Source organism: Bacillus sp. AFS015802, from assembly GCF_002561455.1.
Taxonomy (GTDB): domain Bacteria; phylum Bacillota; class Bacilli; order Bacillales; family Bacillaceae_B; genus Rossellomorea.
Window position 1 is genome coordinate 24,667 of the sequence record NZ_NTUP01000005.1, and the last position, 24,094, is coordinate 48,760.

At 43.7% G+C, this 24,094-nt stretch carries 20 protein-coding genes; 6 read left to right on the forward strand and 14 right to left on the reverse strand.

Features of this window, described 5'->3' with window-relative positions; all coding sequences use genetic code 11:
* Positions 1 to 177: 177 nt before the first annotated feature.
* A complete protein-coding gene (locus CN378_RS03630) occupies positions 178 to 1,368 on the reverse strand; it encodes an MFS transporter (RefSeq protein ID WP_098350584.1) in 1,191 nt (396 codons plus the stop codon).
* A 198-nt stretch (positions 1,369 to 1,566) separates the two neighbouring features.
* A complete protein-coding gene (locus CN378_RS03635) occupies positions 1,567 to 1,869 on the reverse strand; it encodes a DUF3889 domain-containing protein (protein ID WP_098350585.1) in 303 nt (100 codons plus the stop codon).
* A 168-nt stretch (positions 1,870 to 2,037) separates the two neighbouring features.
* Here CN378_RS03635 and CN378_RS03640 point away from each other — a divergent pair, with 168 nt between their 5' ends.
* Positions 2,038 to 2,292 (forward strand): YhdB family protein, encoded by a 255-nt coding sequence (locus CN378_RS03640; protein WP_034763164.1) that lies wholly within the window; start codon positions 2,038 to 2,040, stop codon positions 2,290 to 2,292.
* 156 nt (positions 2,293 to 2,448) lie between these two features.
* On the opposite strand, the gene CN378_RS03645 is transcribed toward CN378_RS03640, so the two are convergent.
* The 6 genes from CN378_RS03645 to CN378_RS03670 all read right to left on the reverse strand — a co-directional run bounded on the left by CN378_RS03645 (position 2,449) and on the right by CN378_RS03670 (position 10,371).
* Complete coding sequence (locus tag CN378_RS03645; protein WP_098350586.1) at positions 2,449 to 2,988, reverse strand: NADPH-dependent FMN reductase; 540 nt, start codon at positions 2,986 to 2,988, stop codon at positions 2,449 to 2,451.
* Positions 2,989 to 2,990: 2 nt separating this feature from the next.
* Positions 2,991 to 3,641, reverse strand: coding sequence for a response regulator (locus tag CN378_RS03650; protein ID WP_098350587.1), 651 nt, complete (start codon positions 3,639 to 3,641; stop codon positions 2,991 to 2,993).
* Positions 3,642 to 3,654: 13 nt separating this feature from the next.
* Complete coding sequence (locus CN378_RS03655) at positions 3,655 to 4,770, reverse strand: GAF domain-containing sensor histidine kinase (protein ID WP_098350636.1); 1,116 nt, start codon at positions 4,768 to 4,770, stop codon at positions 3,655 to 3,657.
* A gap of 174 nt (positions 4,771 to 4,944) precedes the next feature.
* On the reverse strand, positions 4,945 to 6,696 hold the full coding sequence (locus CN378_RS03660; RefSeq protein ID WP_098350588.1) for a phospho-sugar mutase: 1,752 nt from the start codon (positions 6,694 to 6,696) through the stop codon (positions 4,945 to 4,947).
* Between the two features lie 215 nt (positions 6,697 to 6,911).
* Positions 6,912 to 8,453, reverse strand: a complete 1,542-nt coding sequence (locus CN378_RS03665; RefSeq protein WP_098350589.1) for a bifunctional GNAT family N-acetyltransferase/carbon-nitrogen hydrolase family protein — start codon at positions 8,451 to 8,453, stop codon at positions 6,912 to 6,914.
* A gap of 244 nt (positions 8,454 to 8,697) precedes the next feature.
* Positions 8,698 to 10,371, reverse strand: a complete 1,674-nt coding sequence (locus CN378_RS03670; RefSeq protein WP_098350590.1) for a glycoside hydrolase family 13 protein — start codon at positions 10,369 to 10,371, stop codon at positions 8,698 to 8,700.
* A 178-nt stretch (positions 10,372 to 10,549) separates the two neighbouring features.
* On the opposite strand from CN378_RS03670, the gene CN378_RS03675 reads away from it, so the two are divergent.
* On the forward strand, positions 10,550 to 10,975 hold the full coding sequence (locus CN378_RS03675) for a disulfide oxidoreductase (RefSeq protein ID WP_098350591.1): 426 nt from the start codon (positions 10,550 to 10,552) through the stop codon (positions 10,973 to 10,975).
* Between the two features lies 1 nt (position 10,976).
* The gene (locus tag CN378_RS03680) at positions 10,977 to 11,450 is read left to right on the forward strand and encodes a thioredoxin family protein (protein WP_098350592.1); all 474 of its coding nucleotides are present in this window, start codon (positions 10,977 to 10,979) and stop codon (positions 11,448 to 11,450) included.
* Positions 11,451 to 11,620: 170 nt separating this feature from the next.
* On the opposite strand, the gene CN378_RS03685 is transcribed toward CN378_RS03680, so the two are convergent.
* A complete protein-coding gene (locus CN378_RS03685) occupies positions 11,621 to 12,016 on the reverse strand; it encodes a DUF5365 family protein (RefSeq protein ID WP_098350637.1) in 396 nt (131 codons plus the stop codon).
* 177 nt (positions 12,017 to 12,193) lie between these two features.
* Between CN378_RS03685 and CN378_RS03690 the strand changes: the two genes are divergently transcribed.
* Complete coding sequence (locus tag CN378_RS03690) at positions 12,194 to 13,078, forward strand: RluA family pseudouridine synthase (RefSeq protein WP_098350593.1); 885 nt, start codon at positions 12,194 to 12,196, stop codon at positions 13,076 to 13,078.
* 61 nt (positions 13,079 to 13,139) lie between these two features.
* On the opposite strand, the gene wrbA is transcribed toward CN378_RS03690, so the two are convergent.
* The 3 genes from wrbA to CN378_RS03705 form a co-directional block, all read right to left on the reverse strand.
* Positions 13,140 to 13,754, reverse strand: coding sequence for an NAD(P)H:quinone oxidoreductase (wrbA, locus tag CN378_RS03695; RefSeq protein ID WP_098350594.1), 615 nt, complete (start codon positions 13,752 to 13,754; stop codon positions 13,140 to 13,142).
* A 74-nt stretch (positions 13,755 to 13,828) separates the two neighbouring features.
* Positions 13,829 to 14,230, reverse strand: coding sequence for a DoxX family protein (locus CN378_RS03700; RefSeq protein WP_098350638.1), 402 nt, complete (start codon positions 14,228 to 14,230; stop codon positions 13,829 to 13,831).
* Between the two features lie 265 nt (positions 14,231 to 14,495).
* Positions 14,496 to 15,326: an aldo/keto reductase gene (locus tag CN378_RS03705; protein WP_098350595.1), complete on the reverse strand. Its 831-nt coding sequence runs from the start codon at positions 15,324 to 15,326 to the stop codon at positions 14,496 to 14,498.
* 432 nt (positions 15,327 to 15,758) lie between these two features.
* On the opposite strand from CN378_RS03705, the gene CN378_RS03710 reads away from it, so the two are divergent.
* On the forward strand, positions 15,759 to 18,296 hold the full coding sequence (locus CN378_RS03710; RefSeq protein WP_098350596.1) for a glycoside hydrolase family 31 protein: 2,538 nt from the start codon (positions 15,759 to 15,761) through the stop codon (positions 18,294 to 18,296).
* Between the two features lie 76 nt (positions 18,297 to 18,372).
* Positions 18,373 to 20,148 (forward strand): glycoside hydrolase family 66 protein, encoded by a 1,776-nt coding sequence (locus CN378_RS03715; RefSeq protein WP_098350597.1) that lies wholly within the window; start codon positions 18,373 to 18,375, stop codon positions 20,146 to 20,148.
* A 51-nt stretch (positions 20,149 to 20,199) separates the two neighbouring features.
* Here the strand turns inward: CN378_RS03715 and helD are convergent, their stop codons facing one another.
* Both helD and CN378_RS03725 read right to left on the reverse strand, forming a co-directional pair.
* Positions 20,200 to 22,467: an RNA polymerase recycling motor HelD gene (helD, locus tag CN378_RS03720; protein ID WP_098350598.1), complete on the reverse strand. Its 2,268-nt coding sequence runs from the start codon at positions 22,465 to 22,467 to the stop codon at positions 20,200 to 20,202.
* Between the two features lie 240 nt (positions 22,468 to 22,707).
* Positions 22,708 to 23,916 carry a sensor histidine kinase gene (locus tag CN378_RS03725; protein WP_179884802.1) on the reverse strand — a complete coding sequence of 403 codons (1,209 nt, stop codon included), beginning with the start codon at positions 23,914 to 23,916 and terminating at the stop codon, positions 22,708 to 22,710.
* Positions 23,917 to 24,094: the final 178 nt, after the last annotated feature.

Below are 24,094 nucleotides of genomic sequence, written 5' to 3' on the forward strand. Positions count from 1 at the left end.
GACCGAGAAGGCGGCTCTTTGCCTTCTTGGACCATTTAGCTTATGACCTCGAGCCTCTACCCGGCGGAGCTGGACAATGAGAAAAGCGGAAGGGGCTCGAACTGGGGCGACAAGCATAAGACGAGTCAAACTAAAAAGGCTGTTCCCCTAATCCGGGGAACAGCCTTTTTATCAATCTTACATCTTCAAATTCTTTTGCAGATGCAGCACAGGAATGAGCGTAGTAAGCAGAAGGAGCGCAGACAAGGTAAAGATCATGGAAATACTCAACACTTCCAGCAGCAGTCCGACTCCCACCGACGACAAGCCGAACAACAAGGTCGTCAACGCCCCTTGTGCAGCGTAAATCTTCCCAAGTTCCTCAGGAAGTGCACTCTCCTGCAGATACGTTTGAAGCACTACATTCTTAATCTGATCAAACAATCCGAATACAAAGGACAAGACGAGTGCCATCACAGCAATCTTATTCCAGGCAAACACGAGGGTGACACCGGATGTTACGATCATACAAAGGGGCAGCCATTTGTGCCGATGCTTTGAAAACAAACCATGCAGCTTGAATATCGCATATGAAGCAAGCACAAGCCCGACAAAGAAGCTGGAGTTAATGAACCCCCACCATTCTTCCCCGCGCTCGAGCTGAAGATCAACATACAAATACAAAACAGCCGCAATCCAGACGCTTCCGGAAATCGACTCCAGTCCGTAAATCCAAAAGACAGGAACCAGTCCTTTCCGCTTTTTCACTTCTGACCACCCTTCCCCAAGCTGCTGCCACCAAACCTTGCGAACGTCCAAAGTGGTGCTTGGAATAACCGGAAGCTTCAGCATAAAAAAGGTACTTGCCAGAAACAAGAGGATCACAACAATAAAAAGATTGGTTTCATTCAGGAGGGCTAACAGGATGCCTCCCAAAGCCCAACTCGAAAATTGGATCGTCTGATCGACGGTAGAAAGAAATCCGTTCGCCCCCATCAACTCTTCCCGCTTTACCAGAAACGGCACATACGAATTCCTGGCAGGAAGGGCCCAGCCATCCAGAAAAGAGATGATGCTTGCACAAATTAAATAAAACCACACATTCCCCGTATCGAGTACCATCATCAAAAGAAAAGCACAAAGGAAAAATGTCTTCCCCATTTGAGAATAGGCGATCAGACTTCTCATCTGAGTACGATTCAGCAGCAAGGGAGCTGCCATACTGCTGATGAACCGCGAAAATGTAATGACTAAAGGAACAGCCGTCATGTAAACAGCGGATCCTGTCAGATTGTACACAAGGGAGATCAACCCTACAATATAAAAAACATCCCCCATATTGGCCAAGGCCTGACCAAACCACAAATTTCTGAATGCATTGGAATGCATATCTTTTCCTCCCTTTATTCAGTTTTTAAATAGGTTAGAAAAGAACAGCATCACATTGGAACAAAAATCCCCTTTCAACATTAAAAACGATTTATGTATAGCTTTATTTTAGCAAAATTGCGTTTATTTTGCAGGTTATACTTTATTTTATCATAACAAAAAAAGCCTCCTTTTCTAAAGAAGACTTCTCTGTTCATGTTATTCCTTCACCGAGATATTCAGGATCTTCTCATTGTCTAGGTCGTGCACCACGACTACCACGACTTTTTTCTCTGCATTGTTTTCCTGCACGGTAAATTCAAAGGCATCAGACACTTTGTTCGCCGTCACTTTTTGTCGCCCCTGATATTTATAATCCTTTACAGGCTGACCTGGATAGTCCTCTTTGATGACAGCTGTCGCAATGCGTCCAAACTTCTGATAATCCACCTGCTCGGCAAATGCCTGACTTGAAAACATTAGAAAAAACACAGTTGATAAGCTCACGATTGCTTTCTTCATTTTCATCACCTCTGTATACGTTTCATTACATAGGATGAATTAAAAATGCGTTTTTATTCACCCAATAGAAGGAAATCAAGCACTTGCAACATAACCAACTTTTACAGAGAAATAAATGCGGTTTTCTCGTGCACAATAGTAGTACCCCTTCAGAAGGAGGGAAACCAGGTGAATAAAGTCGATTACGATCGGGCCTTGTATTACACTCACCGATCAGAATGGGATAACTTGCTGATCCTAATGGTGAGGACGAAGGATGACCTTCTTTCAAAAAGAATTGAACATTTTCTGCATGCGTATCATTTTTCAAATGATTACACGGTTGTAGAGCGCAACCTCTATACACTTTTACGTTATATTGAACATGCAAACTTCACCTATAGTGTCGAGCAACCACTCCAGGAAACCTTTGCAGAGATGTAAAAACGAGAATTCCACCTACGGCTGATCCAATTAGTATGCGCTATTGGATCAGCTTTTATGTTATTTGCATGTATAGTACCCGGTTGCTTATACCAGGCATCATATAAACACTTAAAAAATCATGAAAAAACCGGCATAATGCCGGTTTTTACCCAATTAAGACGATATTTCACTTTTCACAAGCTCAGCCGCTTTTACATAAACCTTCAGTTCCTTCATGAGGCCATCGACTAATTGAGCAGGCTCTTCCAGGAGTCCGTCCCCTTCATAATCGAAACAATGGGGATCCAGGACGAGCTGTTTCGGAATGACATTTGCGTAGACCCCTCGACCGACGATGCGAAGGTTGTTCAAGCAGTTGATGCCGCCTTTCCCACCACCTGCACACGCAAGGAGCGCAACAGGCTTATGTGCGAATTGCTCGCTGCTTAAGAAATCGAGTGCATTCTTGAGTGCACCGCTCATACCGCTGTGATATTCCGGGGAAGCTAAGATGACGGCATCCGCTTCCTTCACTTTTTGTTTCAGTGATTGAACGGCATGAAGCTCTGATTGGTCCTGCTCACCGGTGTACAAAGGCAGTGTCCCGTCGCTTAAATCAATGAGATCACAGTCATACGTCCGCGCGATGAATCTTGACGCAATTCCCGTGCGTCCACGCTTTCTCGGGCTTCCGTTAATAATTAAAATACTCATGTTTAAAAATCCTTTCCAGATGTATTGGTTAATTGATGTTTCACGGCATACAGTGCCGCTTGAGTCCGGTCTGACACTTCCAGCTTGGAAAAAATGTTCGAAATATGGGTCTTGACTGTCTTTTCCGTAATATAGAGGCTCGAAGCAATCTCCTTATTACTCTTCCCTTTCGTTAGCTCAATCAAAACATCCTTCTCCCGTTTCGTCAGTTCATGGATTTTATGAGGAGGCTCTTTTTTGGAGATCCTCGTCAGTAAATGATTGGTTGCTTTCGGATGAAGAGCATTTTCACCCGATAAAAGCTTTCGGATGCTGTACACTAATTCATCGGGTTCAATATCCTTCAATTGGTACCCTGCCGCTCCTGCTTCTATGGCGGGTATGACGTGATTCTGATCAGAGAAACTCGTCAGCATCAGAATTTGAATGTCCGGATGATTCATTTTTATTTCCCTGGTGGCCTGGATCCCGTCCATGACCGGCATCATCAGATCCATTAAAATGATGTCGGGTTTTAAGATTTCAGCCATGCGGACGGCTTCTGACCCGTCCTTCGCTTCCCCGACGATGTCCAGGTCCTTTTGAGTTTTCAAAAAAAACACCAATCCCCTTCGCACGACGTGGTGATCATCTGCGATCAATACTCTAATCATTGCCCGGCACCTCCTAATACGGTAATTGAACTGAAATGATCGTTCCTCTTCCCAGCTCACTGTCGATGGTCAATGTCCCACCGATACTGTTCACACGTTCTTTCATACTTTGAATCCCCACTGAAGGGAGGGATTGTTCCCTGTCATACTGAAATCCGGATCCTTTATCTTCAATGGTCAGATCGATGGATCGTGACCCGCTTTTTATTGTATAGAGGATCTGTTTCTCCCCGGAATGCTTTTTACAATTATTCAGGGCTTCCTGACTGACACGCCACAACACCTCTTCTATTTTAGAGCTTAGGGAGATGACTCCCTCTACTTTGGTTTCAAGGGATAATCCGAGCATTTCCGCGTAGCCTTTTGCCGCTTCCACGACTCCATTTTCCAGACCATGGGGCCTTAATTGCCAAATGAGGGCCCGCATTTCCGACAGGGCTTCCTGAGCAAGTCCCTGAATGGTCTTGAAGGTTTCCTTCACTTCATGATCCGGGGTCATTTCTGCCCCACCCCTTGCCGTTAACGTGAGGGAAAACAATAATTGATTGACCGAATCATGAAGATCTCTTGCCAACCGGTTCCTCTCTCCGATCAGCGCGACTTCCTGCTCCTTCTTCGTCAACATAATGCGTTTTATGGCCGAACCGATTTGAAAGGCCACCGATTCAAGCAGGGCCAGTTCATCCGTGGAAAAGTGGGTCTTATTCGGCGCTGCGACATTCAATAACCCAAAGGACTCAGTCCCGGACTGAAGGGGGACCGTCGCATGATACGTAATATCATCTGTGTCACCCCTGTTTTCTTCGATGGCCTGCTCGATCCGCTGGCATTCAATGATATTGGAGGCTTTGGTGAGCTTACCTTTCCGGAAACGATTCACACACCAGCATCCTCCCTCTTTCATCAATTCACATTTTCGATCCGAGAGGGACCCAGGCAGATTTTCATAAGAAACAAGATCATGACTTCCTTCCTTTTCAATGAAAAAGATCCATCCCGTCGTGAAGCTTGAGCCCCTGATCAGCTTCTTCAATGCACCTGAGAGCATGGAAACAAGCTCTGTTTCATTATTCAGCAGTTCGGCTACCTCTTTCAAAAGCTCGATATTTGAAAGGGATTCCTGATTCATATTCATCGTCCTTTCCCATCCTACACTACCATTATATAGATTTTATACAAAACCGGTATTATCAAAAAGAACGAACCGCTCTACGACCTTTGACTGAAAACACACGTTCTCCTTTCAATCAAAAAAAACAAGAGATGCAAAAAACACATCTCTTGTTTGAAAACCGGATAGGCCTTACGCCTTTCCTACAGATGAACGGATCATCGTCTCCACTTTCGCCATGATGGCTTCTTGGAGAGCATGTAATTTTTCATCGCTATCGCTTTGTGTCTCACCGATCACGCTGAAATAGAACTTGATTTTCGGTTCGGTTCCAGATGGACGCAGGCAAATCCATGAACCGTCTTCAAGGTGATATTTCAACACATTGGAAGAAGGAAGATGGATGGATGCTTCCTCACCGGATACCAGATCCACCTTCTTGCTTACCTTATAGTCCTCTGACGAAACCACCCGTAAGCCGGCCACTTCTTTCAACGGTTCGTTCCTGAAGTCCTTCAGGATCCCCTGGATTTGCTCAGCTCCTTCTTTCCCTTTCAGGGTCAAGCTCTTCAACCCTTCCTGGTAGTATCCGTGCTGCTCAAATAATTCATTCAGGACCTGATGGAGCGTCTTGCCTTCTTTTTTATAATAAGCTGCTGCCTCTGCAGCCATCAATACCGCTTGAATGGCATCCTTATCACGGGCAAAGTCCCCGATCAGGTAACCATAGCTTTCTTCATATCCGAATAAGAAAGAATATTCACCGGTTTCTTCATACTTCTTGATTTTCTCACCGATGAATTTAAAGCCTGTCAGCACATCCTCGACGGATGCCCCGTAATGCTCAGCGACTTTACGGCCTAATTCAGATGTCACGATGGTTTTGAATACACGACCGTTTTCAGGGATCATGTCCTTTTCCTGTTTGCGGGCAAGGATATAATGAAGCAGGATGGCACCCGTCTGGTTCCCGGTAAGGAGGATATACTCGCCTGTTTCCCCTTTTACGGCTACGCCTAAGCGATCTGCATCGGGATCTGTCGCAATCAGGATGTCTGCGTCGATTTCCTTCCCGTCACGGATGCTGTATTCAAATGCCGCTTTGTCTTCAGGATTCGGCGACTTCACTGTCGTAAATTCAGGGTCCGGGACAGCCTGCTCCTTTACGATATGGACATGCTCATAACCTAATGCTTTCAGACCCTTTTCAGCCATCTTCAAGGCTGTTCCGTGTAATGGGGAAAACACGATTTTCAAATCGACTTCCTTGGCGATCTGAGGTTTTTCAGATATCGAAATCAGATGCTCCAGATAAGATTGATCGATCTCTTCCCCGATCATTTTAATCAAGCCCTCTGATTTTAATTCTTCTTCGGATTTCACTTCGATTTCCAATTCATTTTCCACCGCATTCACTTTCGCAATCACGGCATCGGCTACGTGAGGAGGCAGTTGAGCCCCATCCTCACCGTAAACTTTATATCCATTGTATTCAGGCGGGTTATGGCTCGCGGTGACCACGATTCCTGAGAATGCCTTTAATTGGCGTAGGGCGAATGAAAGCTCGGGTGTCGGCTTCAATTCGTCGAAGACATACGTCTGGATGCCGTGGGTTGCCAGGGTTTTCGCTGACTCCATGGCAAATTCAGGTGATTTGTAACGGGAATCGTAAGCGATTACAACTCCGCGATTTTTAGCCTCCTGGCCTTGTTCTTCTATGTATCGCGCTAATCCTTCAGAGGCCTTTCTGACTGTATAGATGTTCATCCGATTGGTTCCAGGGCCGATTTCTCCCCTCATTCCACCAGTTCCGAATTCAAGGTTTTTGTAGAAAGCGTCTTCCAAGGTTTTTTCGTCGTCTTTCATTGATTCTAAAAGTTCATTGACTTCTTCATCCAGATGTAAGTAGCTGCTCCATTTTTCCCACGATGTTTTCCAACTCAAAACGATCCCCTCCTAATACTGTATAATAATAAATTCTATCATATATTGTAGAATTCCTTCTAAAACAATCCGTCACATGTCGACAAGATTTTTACATTCTTTATTCTAGCATAATTTTCTGATGATGAATTTATCGTTTTTTAATAACTTTAGGTAAACAAGGAATATCATAAAAAACCCCGCTGAAGGCATCAGCGGGGCTTACTTTATCTGCATTACTTCTTATAATTGACTCCATATACATCGTGGCGACGGTCTTTGAGCTGGCGGACGGTACCGGATTGGCGCTGGCGTCGAAGGACTTCGAGGTCTACGTCTCCGATCATGACCATTTCGATGTTCGGATTGGTTTCTCCTACGATTCCATCACGGGCGAATTCAAAGTCCGATGGTGCAAAGATACCGGACTGGGCGTATTGAATGTCCATATTTTCCGTTTGCGGAAGGTTTCCGACCGTACCGGAAATGACTGTGTAGATCTGGTTCTCAACAGCGCGTGCCTGTGCACAGTATCTGACACGCAGATAGCCCTGGCGATCTTCTGTACAGAATGGGGTGAAGATGATTTTTGCCCCTTTGTCCGTTGCGATGCGGGCAAGCTCGGGAAATTCAATGTCATAGCAGATCTGGATGGCGATCTTCCCGCAATCCGTGTCGAACACCCTGACGGAATCTCCGGGACTGATCCCCCACCATTTTCGCTCATTCGGTGTGATGTGAACTTTGTACTGCTTCTCGATCGTCCCATCACGACGGAAGAGGTAAGCAATATTATAGATTTCATCGTTTTCCTCTTTGACGAAGTGGGATCCCCCGACGATGTTGACATTGTATCGAACGGCAAGGTCCGTGAATAGTTCGATATAGTCTTCTGTGAAATCCGTCAATCTTCTCACGGCAAGGCTCGGTGATTGGATATTCAAGAATGACATGAGCTGCGTGGTGAAAATTTCAGGGAACACCACGAAATCGGATTTCGCATCGGACGCTACATCCGTAAAGTACTCGACCTGATTTGCAAACTCCTCGAAGGAATTAATTTTACGCATCATATATTGCACGACACAGATACGGACAGGGTAACTCGTTTTAAAATGGCGCTTGCTTGACGGACGGTAGTCTACATTATTCCATTCCATCAGCGTGGCATATTTATGGGAACGTTTGTCATCCGGCAAATAGTTCGGATTGATCCGCATGAGGGTAAAGCCATTCAATAGCTGGAATGAAAGCACCGGATCATAGATCTTATGCCTCCCCACTGAATCCACGTACTCCCTTGGGGACATTTCCTCAGAGTGCTTATGGTAATTCGGGATGCGTCCCCCGATGATGATACTCTTTAAGTTCCATTGTCTCGCAAGATCCTTCCTTGCTTCATATAAACGGTGACCGACCTTCATGCGACGGTATTCAGGATGCACCATCACTTCGATCCCATACAGGTTATACCCATCTGGATTGTGATTCGTGATATAACCATTATCCGTTACATCATCCCATGTGTGGCGGTCGTCATACTCATCAAAATTAATGATCAGACTCGAGCATGAACCGATGATCTCACCGTCTAATTCTGCTACCAGCTGGCCTTCCGGAAATACTTCCAGGTGACTTTCGAGATGGTCGACCTTCCACGGATCCATGCCTGGAAAGCAGACAGACTGCATGTTGATGATATCTTGAATGTCCTTGTGTTCCATAGGACGGATGATCATTTTCTTTTCGAATTGTGATAAGTCCAGTTTTTCTGCCATTTATGATCTACTCCTTCATAAAATACCTGAATTATATACCCTTATAGTGCACTGATGAAACGAAGTTCATGACAGTCCATCCCTTTTATTTTAGCAAAGGGGTATGGATGATTGAAGAAATTTGATTTACTTGCATCTTATATAAATTTGACTGTAGTCGCTGATATCATAAATATTAAATCAAATAAATCGTACAAAAAACCCTAAAAATAGAAGCACCCTAAACCTGGGTGCTTCCTTTCCATTACCCTTTAAAATAGTAAGCTGTTGCTTCCCATGGGTTTAAAGTAAATGGATCATCATTATTGTTCTCCTCGTTGGAGATCAGAATATTAGCCTGCTTGATATCAAATGAAGCGACGTTATCAATGACTTGCTTTTCTCCGGATACATTGCAAAGGACCAGGATCTTTTCGTTTCCATATGTTCTCGTATAGGCATACACGGAAGGGTGATCAGCATAGTGAAGCTCGAAGGATCCGTATGGAATGATATCATGCTCCTTGCGAAGAGCGATCAATTTTTGGTAGTGGTAAAAAATGGATCCGGAATCATTCAGTACCTTTTCTGCATTGATTTCTTTGTAGTTCGGATTAATGGCGATCCATGGTTCCCCTTCAGTGAATCCACCCTGATTCCCGCTGTTCCACTGCATAGGGGTTCTGGCGTTGTCTCTCCCCTTAATGTAAATGGACTTCATGATTTCATCCGGATTCATGCCCTGGGCTATTTTTTCACGATACATGTTGAGGGTTTCGATATCCTTGTACTCATCAATGGATGAGAATCGGACATTGGTCATCCCAAGCTCCTCCCCCTGATAAATGTAAGGAGTCCCCTGCATCAAATGAAGGAGGGTTGCAAGCATTTTCGCAGACTTCACGCGATATTCCCCATCATCGCCGAGCCTTGACACGATCCTTGGTTGATCGTGGTTGTTCCAATACAGGCTATTCCAGCCCTTCCCGTGAAGGTTTGTCTGCCACTTTGTTAAAATGGTTTTCAATTTTACAAGGTCGAATGGAATGACGTCCCATTTGCCTCCCGGACCCGAGTCAACGTCCATATGCTCGAATTGGAATACCATATTCACTTCATCCCGGTCTTCTCCGGTGTAAAGGACGGCTTCTTCGGGTGTCACCCCCGGCATTTCACCAACGGTCATGACGTCATATCGGGAGAGGACCTCTTGATTCATTTCATTCAGGAACTCATGGATGAGGGGACCATTCATAAAATACTCGTGACCGGAAGCATACCTGTTCCCTTCCGGATTCGGTGCATCCGGCAGGCCTGGTACCTTTGAAATGAAGTTGATGACGTCCATCCGGAAACCATCGATGCCTTTATCCAGCCAGAATTTCATCATGTCATATATTTCCCCGCGCAGCTTCGGATTCTCCCAGTTCAGGTCCGGCTGCTTTTTCGAGAAGATATGCAGGAAATATTCGTCTGTCGCTTCATCATATTCCCAAGCGGAACCGCTGAAAACAGACTCCCAGTTATTAGGCTCCCTTCCGTCTTTTCCTTCACGCCAAATATAATAATCACGAAATGGATTGTCCTTGGATTTCCTTGATTCCACGAACCAGCCGTGCTCATCGGAAGAGTGATTCACCACAAGGTCCATGACAAGCTTCATCTCGCGCTTATGCATTTCCCTGAGCATTTCTTCCCAATCAGCCATGGTGCCGAATTCATCCAGAATCTTTTTATAGTTGCTGATATCATAGCCATTGTCATCATTCGGGGATTCATAGACAGGAGATAACCAGACGACATCGATCCCAAGCTTCTTCAAATAGTCCAATTTAGAAATGATTCCTTTAATATCACCGATACCATCGCCGTTGGAATCCATAAAGCTCCGTGGATAAATTTGATAAACAACCGATTCTTTCCACCATTGTTTTGACATATGTGCATTCCTCCTGTTAGTTCCATTCTTTTATTGGGGTAATTGTGCAATTGGCTTCTGCAACCGCTTGCACAAATCGTTAAAAAAATATCACATTTCTTCATAAAGTTTTCTCATTTTACTTTTATAATAATAACATACTATAATTTGATAGAATATACGTAGAAAGGAATTCTATATGAATAAAAAAGCAGATTCACTGTTATTCCTTGCCTGGGCTTCCTCTCTCATCGCAACGATGGGTAGTTTATATTTTTCTGAAATCATGAAATATGAGCCCTGCGAATTATGCTGGTATCAGCGCATTTTAATGTACCCGATGGTGATTCTATTAGGGACGGCTTATGTACGTAAAGATTTTCAAGCGGCATTATATTCTGCCATTTTATCAGGGATCGGTATCCTCGTTTCCTTGTATCACTACTCTATTCAAAAAGTTTCGATTTTAACAGAAAGCGCACCCGCCTGCGGACGTGTCCCATGCACAGGTGAATACATCAACCTGTTCGGCTTTATCACGATCCCGTTTTTGGCTTTGACCGGTTTTATCATCATCTTCATCTCAAGTGTAATGGTTTTAAAAGCGATAAAGGAGGACAACTAGATTGAAGAAAATCATCATATTCCTGGTGGCGATTGTCGGATTATTCGCAGCCATCGCCATCATCACGAATCTTCAGAACAGTCAAAAGGCAGAGGGGAATAAATTTAAAAAAGAAAAACTGGACCCGGCGACCGTTGAACTGCTGGACGACCCGAACTATCAGAATGTCATCCTTCCAGAAGAGCTGGAAAAGACGTTAAAGAATAAAGAAGACGCTACCGTATACTTCTATAGTTCGACCTGTATCCACTGTAAGAGAACGACACCAGTCCTGGCACCTCTTGCCGAAGACATGGGAGTCGATATGGTTCAGTACAACCTTCTTGAGTTCGATCAAGGATGGAATCAATACGGAATCGAAGCTACGCCTACCCTCGTACGTTACGAAAATGGGAAAGAAGTGGCGAGAATCGTCGGAGAGCATCCCGAGGAAGATTTCAAGGCATTCTTCGAAGAGAACGTGAAATCAGAATAAAAAAAAGAGGGGCTGACCTTTCCACGGGTCAGCCCCTTTCAAATGAGGAGGAATTTCAAGATGAAGATACTCGAGTATCTTCAGGATTAACTTATTACAAGCTATTTTCCCCTCTCACGAACCATCTAAACATGTTTATATGAATTTTCTGAAGGATCTAACTTTTCAAGTCATACGAGCAGCTGGTTATCCGCTCTCGAATAAATGCTTAAATTATGTCTGCAGTCCGATTCTTCACTGAATTGATCGTATGATAAAGGAAAGAACATACCAAAGCTCTGAAGGATACGCGCATTGTTGTAAAACATTTCTTCATATACTTCTTCTTGTGCTCCACTTTCAACGATTGAGATCAATGTTTGTAAACTGGATATCACCTGGAACGCTTCCTTGAGTGTCCCGAAATACTCAAAGTTTCTCGTGGTCGTATGTAATACCTGCATATCATCAAATTGTTCGATTTCATCATCTGTGAAATAATCAGGGAAAATAGTACAATACATGTACTGTATGAGTTCTTGAATCTTGTCTTCCTGTTCATGTGTTGATGCTAGTAACACTTTCACCGTCATAACCCACCTTTGTAATGGTTGTAATCTCTCTGTAATAGATATATTAAGGATAACATAGAAGTAGAACCAACTGCGTGGTAATTATACCCATGAATTGGGTTGAATAGGAGCTTAGGTAGGATTAAATACCCATATAAGTATAAGGATTTTGTCATTTGAAGGAGTTTTTTGATGAAAACATGGAGAAAAGGCGAACGATTCGACCTAGTCATTCCAGATAAATGGAAAAATGTAACGATTGAAACAATTCTTAGAAATCACTGGCAGGCGCCTAAGAAACTGGTTCATTCCATGAGGATGGCGGGTGATATCAAAGTGAACGGAGAGGCGGTTTCCTGGACTGAACCACTTACACCGGGGGATGTTTTACAAATTCATTTATTCAAGGAAGTCGCATACGATGTTTCCCCAACCTACGGGGAGATCGACGTGTTGTTTGAAGATGAGCATCTGATTGTCGTCAACAAGCCGGCCGGGATCGATACTCATCCCAATCATCCTGGTGAAACGGACACACTGGCCAATCTCGTCGCTTTCCACCATCAGGCAGAAGGTGAGAGCTGCCGTGTTATGCATATCCATCGTCTGGATCAAGATACATCCGGTGCCATCATCTTTGCCAAGCACCCCTTAAGCAAAGCGATCCTCGACCGGCTTCTCACTGAGAGAAAGATCAAGCGTACGTACCACGCTCTTGTCCATGGTCGATTAAAACAAAAAAAAGGCACCATCTCTGAACCGATCGGCAGGGACCGCCATCATAATACCAGAAGAAGGGTGTCTACTTCCGGGCAGGAGGCAGTCACTCACTTCAAGGTGCTGGAGTATAAACCCACCTATACACTGGTGGAGGTACAGCTTGATACGGGACGAACCCACCAGATACGCGTCCATATGAGCCACATCGGCCACCCTCTGGTGGGAGATACATTATATGGTGGAAAGCCAATTTTCAAAAGGCAGGCTTTGCATGCAGCAAGGATTTCATTCCCTCATCCGCTGACGGGCGAGTGGATTGAGTGTGAAGCTGATTGTTCCGATGATATTGGGCTGTGAGAACACAATACAAAAACGAGCCACTCTCATTCGTGAGTGACTCGTTTTTTTTATAGGTTGATTATTTCAATCCGTTCTTCACTGCTTCAGCAATCTGAATCGTACGGCGGGTTTGGTGTTTTACAGCAGGTTCTACGGATTCAACCATATTGCCTTCCTGGTCCACTGTCACACTTGTTCCATAAGGGTTTCCTCCGGTAGTGAAGCTTGATTGATCAGTGTATCCAGGAGCTGCGATGATCGCACCCCAATGCATCATGGTTGTGTAAAGAGCCAGTACCGTCTGCTCCTGTCCACCATGTGAATTACTTGCAGAGGATGTGGCACTCACTACTTTATTAGCCAGCTTCCCATTGAACCAAAGTCCTCCTGTCGTATCCAGGAATGCTTTGACTTGAGAAGGAACGTTTCCGAATCGGGTCGGTACATTGAATAGGTAAGCATCTGCCCACTCCAGATCGTCAAGGGTAACAACAGGCACACTATCTTTTGTTTCATTGTAATGCTTTTCCCAGGCCGGGTTGGAAGCGATCGCTCCTTCAGGTGCCGTTTCTTCAAAGCGAAGCAATTTTACTTCGGCGCCTGCTTCTTTGGCAGCTTCTTCTGCCCATTTTGCCATCTGATAATTTGTTCCAGTCGAGCTGTAGTACATGATTGCTAATTTTACATTAGACATGATTGAAATCTCTCCTTTAAATATGGTTTTTATATAGTAAAAGGGTAAAACACAGTGTCAGGTTTTGCGGATCATCAACTAAATAACAATGCATCTATTGAAAAGGCTCCTGCTCCGACGAGGGCAACCCCCAGGGCAACCACGATGAGCAACACATTATATTCTGTACCATTTTGTGTGGCCCAATAACCGTTCGGACCGTGTACTTTCACAATCGCAATGATCATCGTTCCGATAATAAGGAGCGCACCCAGTGGCGTCAGGAAACCTGCGGCGAAAAACAATCCGCCTGCCAATTCAGAAATTCCTGCAAGTAACGCCATCGTTTTTCCCGGCTTGATCCCAATCGATTCGAAGAAACCACCTGTCCCTTGTAATCCGTGACCTCCGAACCATCCAAATAATTTCTGTGTTCCGTGAGCAGCGAATGTTAACCCCACCACTAAACGAATAATCAATAAACCGAACGCAGCCAATGCTGTCATCTTTCTTCCTCCTTATGTTTTCCCATCGAGATTTACCTTCAAACATTTCAAATTCAATTATTCTCAAATTTATTATCTCGAATTTGAGATATAGGTTTAAAAAAAGAGACATGTTATCTCGAATGTGATTATTTTGATTTCGAGATAATTGTATACTACTTCTTCCTTCTATGTCAATTACTTTTTCATTCTTATTTTATACAGACAAAAAAGAGGCCCGTTCGTAAACGGACCTCCTTTCTATGTCGTATTGAAATTAAAAATCGAAGTTATCCGGATCTGGACCGAAGCGCTCATCGAGATTCAACTGGTTGATTTGATTCATCTCTTCCAGTGACAGCTCGAAGTTGAACAGATCAGCGTTTTCTTTGATGCGATTTTCATGAACGGACTTCGGAATGATAATGACGTCATTCTGAAGGTGCCAGCGCAGAATCACCTGTGCTGAAGATTTGCCATGCTTTTCAGCAATATGGTTTAAAGTCGGTTCATCCAACACGCGTCCTTGAGCGATTGGTGACCACGCTTCCACAGCGATATTCTGTGAAGCACAGAATTCCCGTACTTTTTCCTGATTCAGACGGGGATGTAACTCAATTTGATTCAAGACAGGCTTTTCATTGCTGTTCCTCATCAAATCTTCCAGGTGGTGCTGATGGAAGTTACTTACGCCGATTGATTTGATCAACCCTTCGCCATGCAGTCTCTCCATCGCTTTCCATGTATCATTGTACTTTCCTTCGACGGGCCAGTGGATTAAATAAAGATCTAAGTAGTCCATATCAAGCTTTTTCAGGCTCGTTTCAAATGCTTTTAATGTTGTATCATAGCCTTGATCACTATTCCACACTTTTGAAGTGATGAACAGTTCCTCTCTCGCTACTCCACCTTCTTTCACACCTTGACCTACGCTTTCTTCATTATCGTAGATCGCTGCTGTATCGATGGAACGGTACCCTGACTCGATCGCAGTTCGAACGGCCTGCACCGTTTCAGACGGATCTTTCATTTGGTAAACTCCTAAACCGACATAAGGAATTTCGATTCCGTTATGTAGTGTCTTCGTGCTTTGTAAGTTTTTCAACATATTGCATCCCTCCTGATTTATTATTTTACAAACTTCATTGGCATTATGCTAATTTTATGATTGTAAAAGTTTCTTTAACCCCTTCCCCCCTGTCGGCATCATTTCAATGCCAAACTGATGCTTTAGCCCATTGCTCCTTCGATATCACTCATGTTTTTAGGTCCGTCCCTCATCTTTCTTCTCTCTTTATTACAAAAGACCCTCCTTTTGGCACCGTTTGTATGACATTTTGTAAAAAACTAGTCATTCGTGTTCATTTTGAAGTTTTTGTGAAATCATTTACATTTTCTGTTGTGACGCTTACAAATGTTGATATAGCTGTTACGAGGGACTTTAGACTAAAGAGGTATACTTGTCTATACAAGTATTGACGATGAAATACGTCATTAGTATAGTAACGGAGCACGTAAAAAAATGATGTGAGGTGTTATCATGGCACAAGCCAAACAGTCTTTAAGAGTTTTCTTTATTGTATCGATTGCAATCATGATTACTCTATCCGCTTCAATGACATCCGCTCTGGCTGTCACTCAGCCCGAGGCAGACACTCCTTTAAATAAGGAAAACCTTCAAACCCTGTCTGCACAAGATGTAAAAAAACTCGATAACGGAGTTCAATTCGATCTTGGGGATTATAATGCATTCATTCGTATCTTCTCGAAAGATCTAGTGAAAGTTTCAGTCTTAAAAGATGGACAGAAAGAAGAGTATTCTCAAGCCATCGCAAAAAAAGATTGGAAAACACCAAATTTCAAGACGAAAGATAGTAAAGACGTTTACACGATTGAAACAGAAGAACTTACGATTAAGATCAGCAAATCACCATTCGGTGTGAAGTTCTTAGATAAAGAAGGAAATGTAATCAACGAAGATTACATGAAAAACGGAGCTTCATCCGGTTACGAAGATGGAAAGCCTTATGTGTTCAAGAAAACCGAAAAAGGTGAAAATTTCTACGGTTTCGGTGAACAAGCCGGGTTAAATTTTAACCAGCGCGGCGAAAGCATCGGGATGTGGAACACAGATGCGTATGCCTATAATAAAGATACCAAGTATGTTTACACGTCGATTCCCTTCTTCATGGGATTAAAAAATGAAAAAGCATACGGAATTATGTTCGATAATTCATACCGTTCCTATTATGAGATGGCAAGTGAATCAGATGATTACTACTATTTCTACGCAAACGGCGGCCCCCTTACATACTACTTCATGTACGGACCTGACATTTCGAACGTATTGGATGTTTACACAGAGTTGACCGGAAAAATGAATATGCCGGCTAAGTGGACTCTTGGACTGCACCAAAGTAAATGGGAGTATACAGCTGACGAAATCGTAGATGTGGCGAAAACGTATCGCGAAAAAGAAATACCATTGGACACGATGCACTTTGACATCGATTATATGGATGGTTACCGTGTATTCACATGGGATCAGAAATATAAAGATGCCCTTCAGCAGCTAAAATCAATGGAAGGCTTCCATGCGATTGCCATCAATGATCCTGCTGTGAAGCAAGATGAAAACTATGATATGTATAATGAAGGCGTCAAAAATGACTACTTCGCCAAAAATGCAGATGGTTCTATGTTCATCGGTCCCGTGTGGCCTGGAGATTCTGCATTCCCTGACTTTTCAAAAGAAGAAGTCCGCGACTGGTGGGCTTCAAAGCATAATATTCTATTTGATGCAGGTATCGATGGAATTTGGAACGATATGAATGAACCTGCCGTATTCCTTGATGGACCTGAATTCAATCACACGATGCCGCTTGACAGCTACTTCGGCACGGAAGATAACAAGATTCTTCAAACGGAATATCATAACCTTTATGGTCATGATGAAGCAGAAGCAACATTCAACGCTTGGGAAATGTACAAGCCAAATGAACGCCCATTCGTTCTGACACGTGATATGTTCTCAGGTTCTCAGCGTTATGCTGCCCTGTGGACAGGAGACTCCGTCAGTAACTGGGAACACCTTCAAATGTCAATTCCTATGAATACAAACATCGGACTTTCCGGTGTGGCAAATGTAGGGAACGATATCGGTGGATTCGCCCAGCGTCCTGATGCAGAACTATTTGCACGCTGGATCGAGGTTGGTGCATTCTTACCATTCTCCCGTATCCATTATGATTCAGACGCAAAAGCGACAGTGAAACAAGGACAGGAACCTTGGTCATTCGGACCTGAAGTGGAAGACATCAGTAAAAAGTATATCGAAATGCGTTACAAGCTAATGCCTTACCTTTACAATGCATTCGAAGATTCCGTTGAATCAGGTAAACCGGTACAACAGCCGCTTGTCTACCAATTCCAAAAAGATGAAAACACGTATGACATCAACGATCAATTCATGTTCGGAGATTCCATGATGCTTGCACCGGTAGTGGAGCAAGGAAAAACGAACCGTGACGTTTACCTTCCAGAAGGTGAAACATGGGTGAACTTCTGGACACAGGAAGAATACAAGGGCGGACAAACAATCAATGTCGATGCACCACTTGCCCACCTGCCGATCTTCGTGAAGAAAGAATCGATCATTCCGACTCGTGAGGTACAGCAATACACAGATGAAAACGAACTTACAAACCTGGTTCTGGACACTTATGTAGACGGAGAAGCGTCTTACAGCTTCTATGAAGATGATGGCGAGTCACTTGATCATAAAGATGGTGAATACGACATCACAACCTTCAACGTTGAAGAGAAAAAGAATAAAATCGAATTCTCTCAATCTATGGAAGCTGACAACTATGACTCTGCCCTTGAACAGTACACTTTGAAGCTGAACAACGAAGAAGCTCCTAAGAAAGTTCAAGCCGGCAACAGCAAATACAAAGCCGTTACAACGATGGATCAAATGACAGACACGAAACGTTCTTACTTCTACGACAAAGAAACAAAAACGATTTACGTGAACATCCCAGTCGAAGAAGGAAAAAAGGTACAAATCAAATTCTAATCAAATCATGATTTCACAAGGGGCTGATCATTACGATCGGTCCCTTGTTTTTATTTAAAAGAAGGTGAAAAATACCGTGCCAATCTATAAAAACAAGCGATTCATCCTCCTGCTGACATGTATGTTATGTTTAGGAGTCATCCTATTCGTGAAGGGTCACTCTCCAGCTGATGAAAAGCCTTTGCACCTGGAAACTGATTCTCTTATCTCGGAATTACGCACCGACAAAGCACGCTATCATCCCGGTGACCAAGTGAATCTCACTCTCAATACACCTGTCAAAGACGGCAAACTGAACATTGCGTATTACCATTTAGATGAAAAGATCGGAGAAGACATCCTCCCCATTCGAGAGGAAGGCAAACAGTCATGGAGCTGGTCCCCCCCTCAAAATGACTATCAAGGATATTTGGTGAAAATCGAATTGGAATCAGATCATGATGTCGCCTCAAAAACAATTGCAGTCGATGTTTCGAGCGATTGGGGGAGGTTCCCCCGCTACGGATTCCTATCAACATTTGACAGCGATAGCGCATCCCATATGAAAGGCGTGATAAAACGCCTGAACCGCTATCACATAAATGGGATTCAGTTTTATGATTGGCATTATGAGCATCAGGATCCAGTGAAAACGATAGATGGAAAGCCCGCCCAACACTGGGAGGATATCAGTAATCGTCCAATCGATTTTGATACGATCGAGACCTACATTTCCCTAGCCCATGAGCGGAATATGTCTGCAATGGCTTACAACCTTCTCTATGGATCCTTTGAAAATCGTAATCTGCCAAAAGAATGGCATCTCTTTAAAGATCAAGAACAGCGCGAGAAGGACCGGCATCCCCTCCCGGAAGATTGGAGGAGCAATGTGGAGATCATGAACCCTACCAATCCCTGGTGGCAGGATCACTTGATTGAGAAGCAGCAAGAAGTATATCGGTCCCTTCCGTTTGATGGATGGCATATCGATCAACTCGGTGACCGGGGTGAAGTATACAACGAATGGGGAGATCTCATTTCTCTCGATGAAAGCTTTGAACCCTTTCTGAAGAAAATCCAGGAGCGAATCCCCGACAAGGAGATTGTCATGAATGCTGTGAATCAATACGGTCAGGAATCTATCAACAGATCCCCTGTCCCCTTCCTTTACACAGAGGTGTGGGATCCAAATAGTACGTACAATGATATTGTCAGGATATTGGATGACAACCATCATCTATCTCAAGGAAATAAAAACACTGTCCTTGCTGCTTATATGGATTATGAGCATTCAAATGAGGAAGGAATGTTCAATGAAGCGGGTATCCTTCTCGCCAACAGCGTGATTTTTGCCAACGGTGGTGCACACCTGGAATTGGGTGAACACATGTTATCGAAGGAATACTTCCCTCATGACGCATTATCGATGACCGATCCGTTACAAAATAAACTGATTCAGTATTATGATTTTTTAACGGCTTATGAGAACCTTCTTCGGGATGATGTTAGGAAGTCTGATGTCCAGATTGAATCTCTTGATGGCATCCCCATGGGCCCTATAGCCGAACAGGGATCTCTTTGGTACACAGCCAAAGAAAAAGGAAATAGGCAGATGATCCATTTTATCAATCTATTGGATGCCGACTCCATTGACTGGCGGGATACATTTGCCACACAACCGATACCCTTAGAACGGAACCGTATCGGCATCACAATGAAAACAGACCGTGAAGTCAAAAAGGTTTGGGTCGCCTCCCCCGACATAGATGGCGGTGCACAGCAAACCCTTTCCCATAAACTAAGCGGGGGAACCATTTCATTCACCCTCCCCTCCATCACTTACTGGGACATGGTCGTGATCGAATACAAATAAAAAAGAAGGTCCGTCCCTCGATTTGCGAGGGACGGACCTTTTCTTACATATCTACTGCCCTATAAATTGATGTCTGCCTTTGCCTATAAACGCAAGCTTATGAAGGGGACGGGTCATGGATACGTATTGGAGCTTGATGTCGAGTTCGTTTTCCGGGTTGAATGCTTCATCGACCGCTGCGATGAGGACCACATCAAACTCGAGTCCTTTGGAGAGGTAGGACGGGACCACGACGATTTGGTCTTTCGGGATCGATTCCTGTTCTTCCAACAGCTTTACTTTCCCCGGCTGCCGTGCTTGCAGGATTTCGCTGATCGTCACACAATCCTTCATGCTTTTTCCGATGACAGCAAAGGTTTGAAAGCCATCATTCCTTCCTGCCTTCACTTTCTCCTCAATCAGAGAAACCAATTCATCTGCTTCCACATATTCATCAAAGCTTGGGGAATCCCCATGCCTCACCACTGGATTCACTTTCGGAAAATCATAGGGTAAGAGACTGAGCAGCTTATTAGCTTCCTCCATGATTTCAATCGTGGTACGGTAGCTTTTCTGGAGCTCGGTATACGTCGCCCGGGGAAAGATGTCCCGATAGACCGGTTCCCATGACTGAAGACCCCGATACGAGTGAATACCTTGAGCGAGATCCCCCACCAGTGTGAACATATCGGTTTCCAGTGCCCTCTTCAATGAATAGAGCTGCATGTAGCTATAATCCTGTGCTTCATCTATGACGATGTTTTTCGCTTTATGAAATTTATCAATTCCAAACAAATGGGATTGCAAGTATAGGAGAATGGCCAGATCCTCTACTTCATAATTCTTTTTCTTCGCGTATTTCAACGTGTAGTGACAGAGCTGTTCCGCTTGTCTCCGGCTCAGCTCCCCCTTCGAGTAAGAAGCAAGGCGCTCAGGATCCGAGAACAACTCTATGAAATATTGATCCAGATTCTTCTTTTCAAACTGCTTCATATATCCATGGACACTTGTCCGGATTGCTTTCTTGATCTCGTTTACACGCTCGACCTTTTTATCCAATGCTTTCGATACATAGTCCTTACGGTTCCCTGCCTTTGAACGCTCAAAGAGGGCTGTCTCGATCCGCTCATCAAAAAACTTCTCTATCCTGTCAACCATTTGTTTCTTGTTTGACCGGACGTAGCTTTGCAGAAGTGATTTCAGCTTTTCCATCCGGCGGTAGATTGGCATATACGTATATTCCTCTTTAAAGAGGTGAGTGAATTTTTTTGCCGTGTAGAGCTTGTATTTATCCACATAGAAATCCTTTGATGTATAGAAGCGCTGTTCGATTTCTTCAATATAGTGATCAAGGATCCTCCTGAAGGCTTTGGATCCTTTGAAACCTGATATCCAGGAGGCTGTCTCTACCTCTTCATCATGGGTTTCAATCAGTTGGATAAGCTTGTGATCCTCCACTAAAGTAAGCTTCTTCTCAAGGCAGGTCATGACATAATCCGTGAACGTCGTTTGCCTCACCCGATCTACCCCAAGCTCCGGCAGCGCTTCTGAAATATAGTCGATGAATAAATTACTCGGTGCAAGAATCATCAATTGTTTCGGGTCGAAATGCTGTTTGTAATTGTAAATAAAATACGAAATCCGGTGAAGGGCGATCGTGGTCTTCCCACTTCCGGCGGCTCCCTGGACAATGATGGGCTTGTTCAAATCGGCGCGGATGATCCGGTTCTGTTCCTCTTGAATGGTGGAAATGATTTCGGTCAGGCGATTACTGGAGCTTTTGGCCAACGAATCCTGAAGAAGCTCGTCGGTGGTCGTTAAGTCAATATCGCGTATTTCTTCCAGAGAGCCATCTTCAATCATGTACTGGCGTTTCAGTGAAAGATCTCCTTCATACGTCTCATCTTCCGCCTCATATGATACATCGCCGATCCTTCCTTCGTAATACAGATTCGCGATGGGAGACCGCCAGTCCACGATGATTTGTTCCTGATTTTCACGTTGATACAGGGAGGTCTTCCCAATATAGTGTTTCTCCACTTTTCCCGACCCTGCATGTTGAAAATCGATCCTTGCAAAATACGGCTTCGTCTTCGCTTTCGTAAGGGACTCCAGTTCTTCTTTGGACATCTCAAAAAAGCTTGAGTTCGTCAAGATATCGATATAGGCGGCACTCGACTCGCCCCAATCAATATCTCCAAAAGCTTTTTCCATGTTTTCCTTATATTTTTCCTTACTGGTCTGGGATGTGCTGATGACTACATCAATGTAACGCTTCGTGAACTCTAAGCGTTCTGATTCTGTTTGAAAATCGGGATGAATGTTCGATTCCTTCGTCATACATTTCTCCTTCCAAATGTTTTAGCCGCAATGGAGAAAAAAACGTCTTGCCATTTCCACTAAGGTAACGAATCTCAGGTGGATGAACAAGATTAAATAGACAAATCGAAATCTGTAAAAATTATGTAGGCGTTTGGGAGCAGGAATATATATTATCAGATAATTCCGGGAGTATCAATACATTATTCAAATTTCTCCCTTTAGTGGTGTTAGCACTGTTAAATAAAAAAACCCCTCCATCTAATTAGATGAAGGGCCCTGAGCCTGATCCACTGGAAACACAATTTGAAAACTAGTCCCCTTACCTAGCCGGCTCTCAACCGTAATGATGCCTCTCATGGCTTCAATGATCCGGTAAGATACCATCAATCCCAGCCCCGTTCCTTTTTCTTTCGTCGAGAAGTAAGGTTCACCGAGCCTGGCTTGTTGGATAGGAGTCATCCCGGTACCAGTGTCACTGATGGTAATCTTCACTTCCCCTTTTTGAACCTTTGAAAGGATTGTAAGAGTGCCTCCTGCGGGCATAGCTTCGATCGCATTTTTTATAATGTTGAGAAAGGCCTGTTGAAAGCTCCTGGTGTTACCGATGATGACTGCTTCCTGAATATCTTTGTGCACGATAACCGATTGTTGGTTGCTCAGGGGCTCCACCATGTCGGCCAGCTTATAAAGCTGCTCGGAAATCGATATGTTTTCCACTTGATCAGGATCCGGTTTGGCAAATGTAAGATAATCATTGATAATTTCTTCTGCCCGATTCAATTCAGATGATGCGATGGCCAGATACTGCTCTTTTTTCCCTATCGGAAGATTTTCCTGATGGAGGAGTCTGAGGAAGCCCTTGATCACGGTCAAAGGATTTTTCACCTCATGTGAGATGCTGGCGGCCAGCTGAGAGAGCACTTCCATCTTTTCTATCTTCACAAGTGCTTGTTTGATTTGAATCTGTTTCAACAAAACCTCACATATATACGTCAGGATCAGCATGCCCAATGAAGGGAGCAAGATGAAATTTATTAAATAGCTTTCATCGATCACAAACACGGTCATGGCCTTTGCAATCAAGGCCGCTGCAATGGAATGAATGGTAAAGAGGATCACTGAGAATATGATTTTCTTACGGCTCGATAACCGATTGAAATCGAACCATTTCACCCCTATAACGGTTAACAGGTAGATGACCACATAGATCACAAAAGCTACAAGACTCCAACTATATATCATTGTCCTGGAAACCAATAAGACAGCCAGTAGTGCAAGACCGGTAAACGGGCCGCCATACATAATGCCAAGAACAAACGGAATCATTCGCAGATCATGGACACAGTAAGGATTATGGTAAATGGGGGAAAGCATGCACAGGATAATGGCGATGCTCAAAGAAACAAGGGTTGCTACCCTTGTATACCAGCCGTGTATCATCTCTTTTTCAACTAGGAAAAAAACCAAAAAAATACTCAATATGATATAAAAGAAATTATTGATAACATCCTGATTAAAAATAATCATACTTACCTTTGACCTTTCGCAGAAATTGTCCTATTCATAAAAATTCTACCACACTACTCCGCAAATGGTTACAATTATATATGTAATCGTACATTTCATAAGAGAACTCTCCTGCACA

Coding starts and splice junctions, on each gene's coding strand:
- CN378_RS03710 (WP_098350596.1), top strand. CDS start 15,759: ATGGCACAAGCCAAACAGTCTTTAAGAGTTTTCTTTATTGTATCGATT.
- CN378_RS03675 (WP_098350591.1), top strand. CDS start 10,550: ATGAATAAAAAAGCAGATTCACTGTTATTCCTTGCCTGGGCTTCCTCT.
- CN378_RS03690 (WP_098350593.1), top strand. CDS start 12,194: ATGAAAACATGGAGAAAAGGCGAACGATTCGACCTAGTCATTCCAGAT.
- CN378_RS03650 (WP_098350587.1), bottom strand. CDS start 3,641: ATGATTAGAGTATTGATCGCAGATGATCACCACGTCGTGCGAAGGGGA.
- CN378_RS03645 (WP_098350586.1), bottom strand. CDS start 2,988: ATGAGTATTTTAATTATTAACGGAAGCCCGAGAAAGCGTGGACGCACG.
- CN378_RS03705 (WP_098350595.1), bottom strand. CDS start 15,326: ATGTTGAAAAACTTACAAAGCACGAAGACACTACATAACGGAATCGAA.
- CN378_RS03670 (WP_098350590.1), bottom strand. CDS start 10,371: ATGTCAAAACAATGGTGGAAAGAATCGGTTGTTTATCAAATTTATCCA.
- CN378_RS03665 (WP_098350589.1), bottom strand. CDS start 8,453: ATGGCAGAAAAACTGGACTTATCACAATTCGAAAAGAAAATGATCATC.
- CN378_RS03655 (WP_098350636.1), bottom strand. CDS start 4,770: ATGAATCAGGAATCCCTTTCAAATATCGAGCTTTTGAAAGAGGTAGCC.
- CN378_RS03635 (WP_098350585.1), bottom strand. CDS start 1,869: ATGAAGAAAGCAATCGTGAGCTTATCAACTGTGTTTTTTCTAATGTTT.
- CN378_RS03630 (WP_098350584.1), bottom strand. CDS start 1,368: ATGCATTCCAATGCATTCAGAAATTTGTGGTTTGGTCAGGCCTTGGCC.
- helD (WP_098350598.1), bottom strand. CDS start 22,467: ATGACGAAGGAATCGAACATTCATCCCGATTTTCAAACAGAATCAGAA.
- wrbA (WP_098350594.1), bottom strand. CDS start 13,754: ATGTCTAATGTAAAATTAGCAATCATGTACTACAGCTCGACTGGAACA.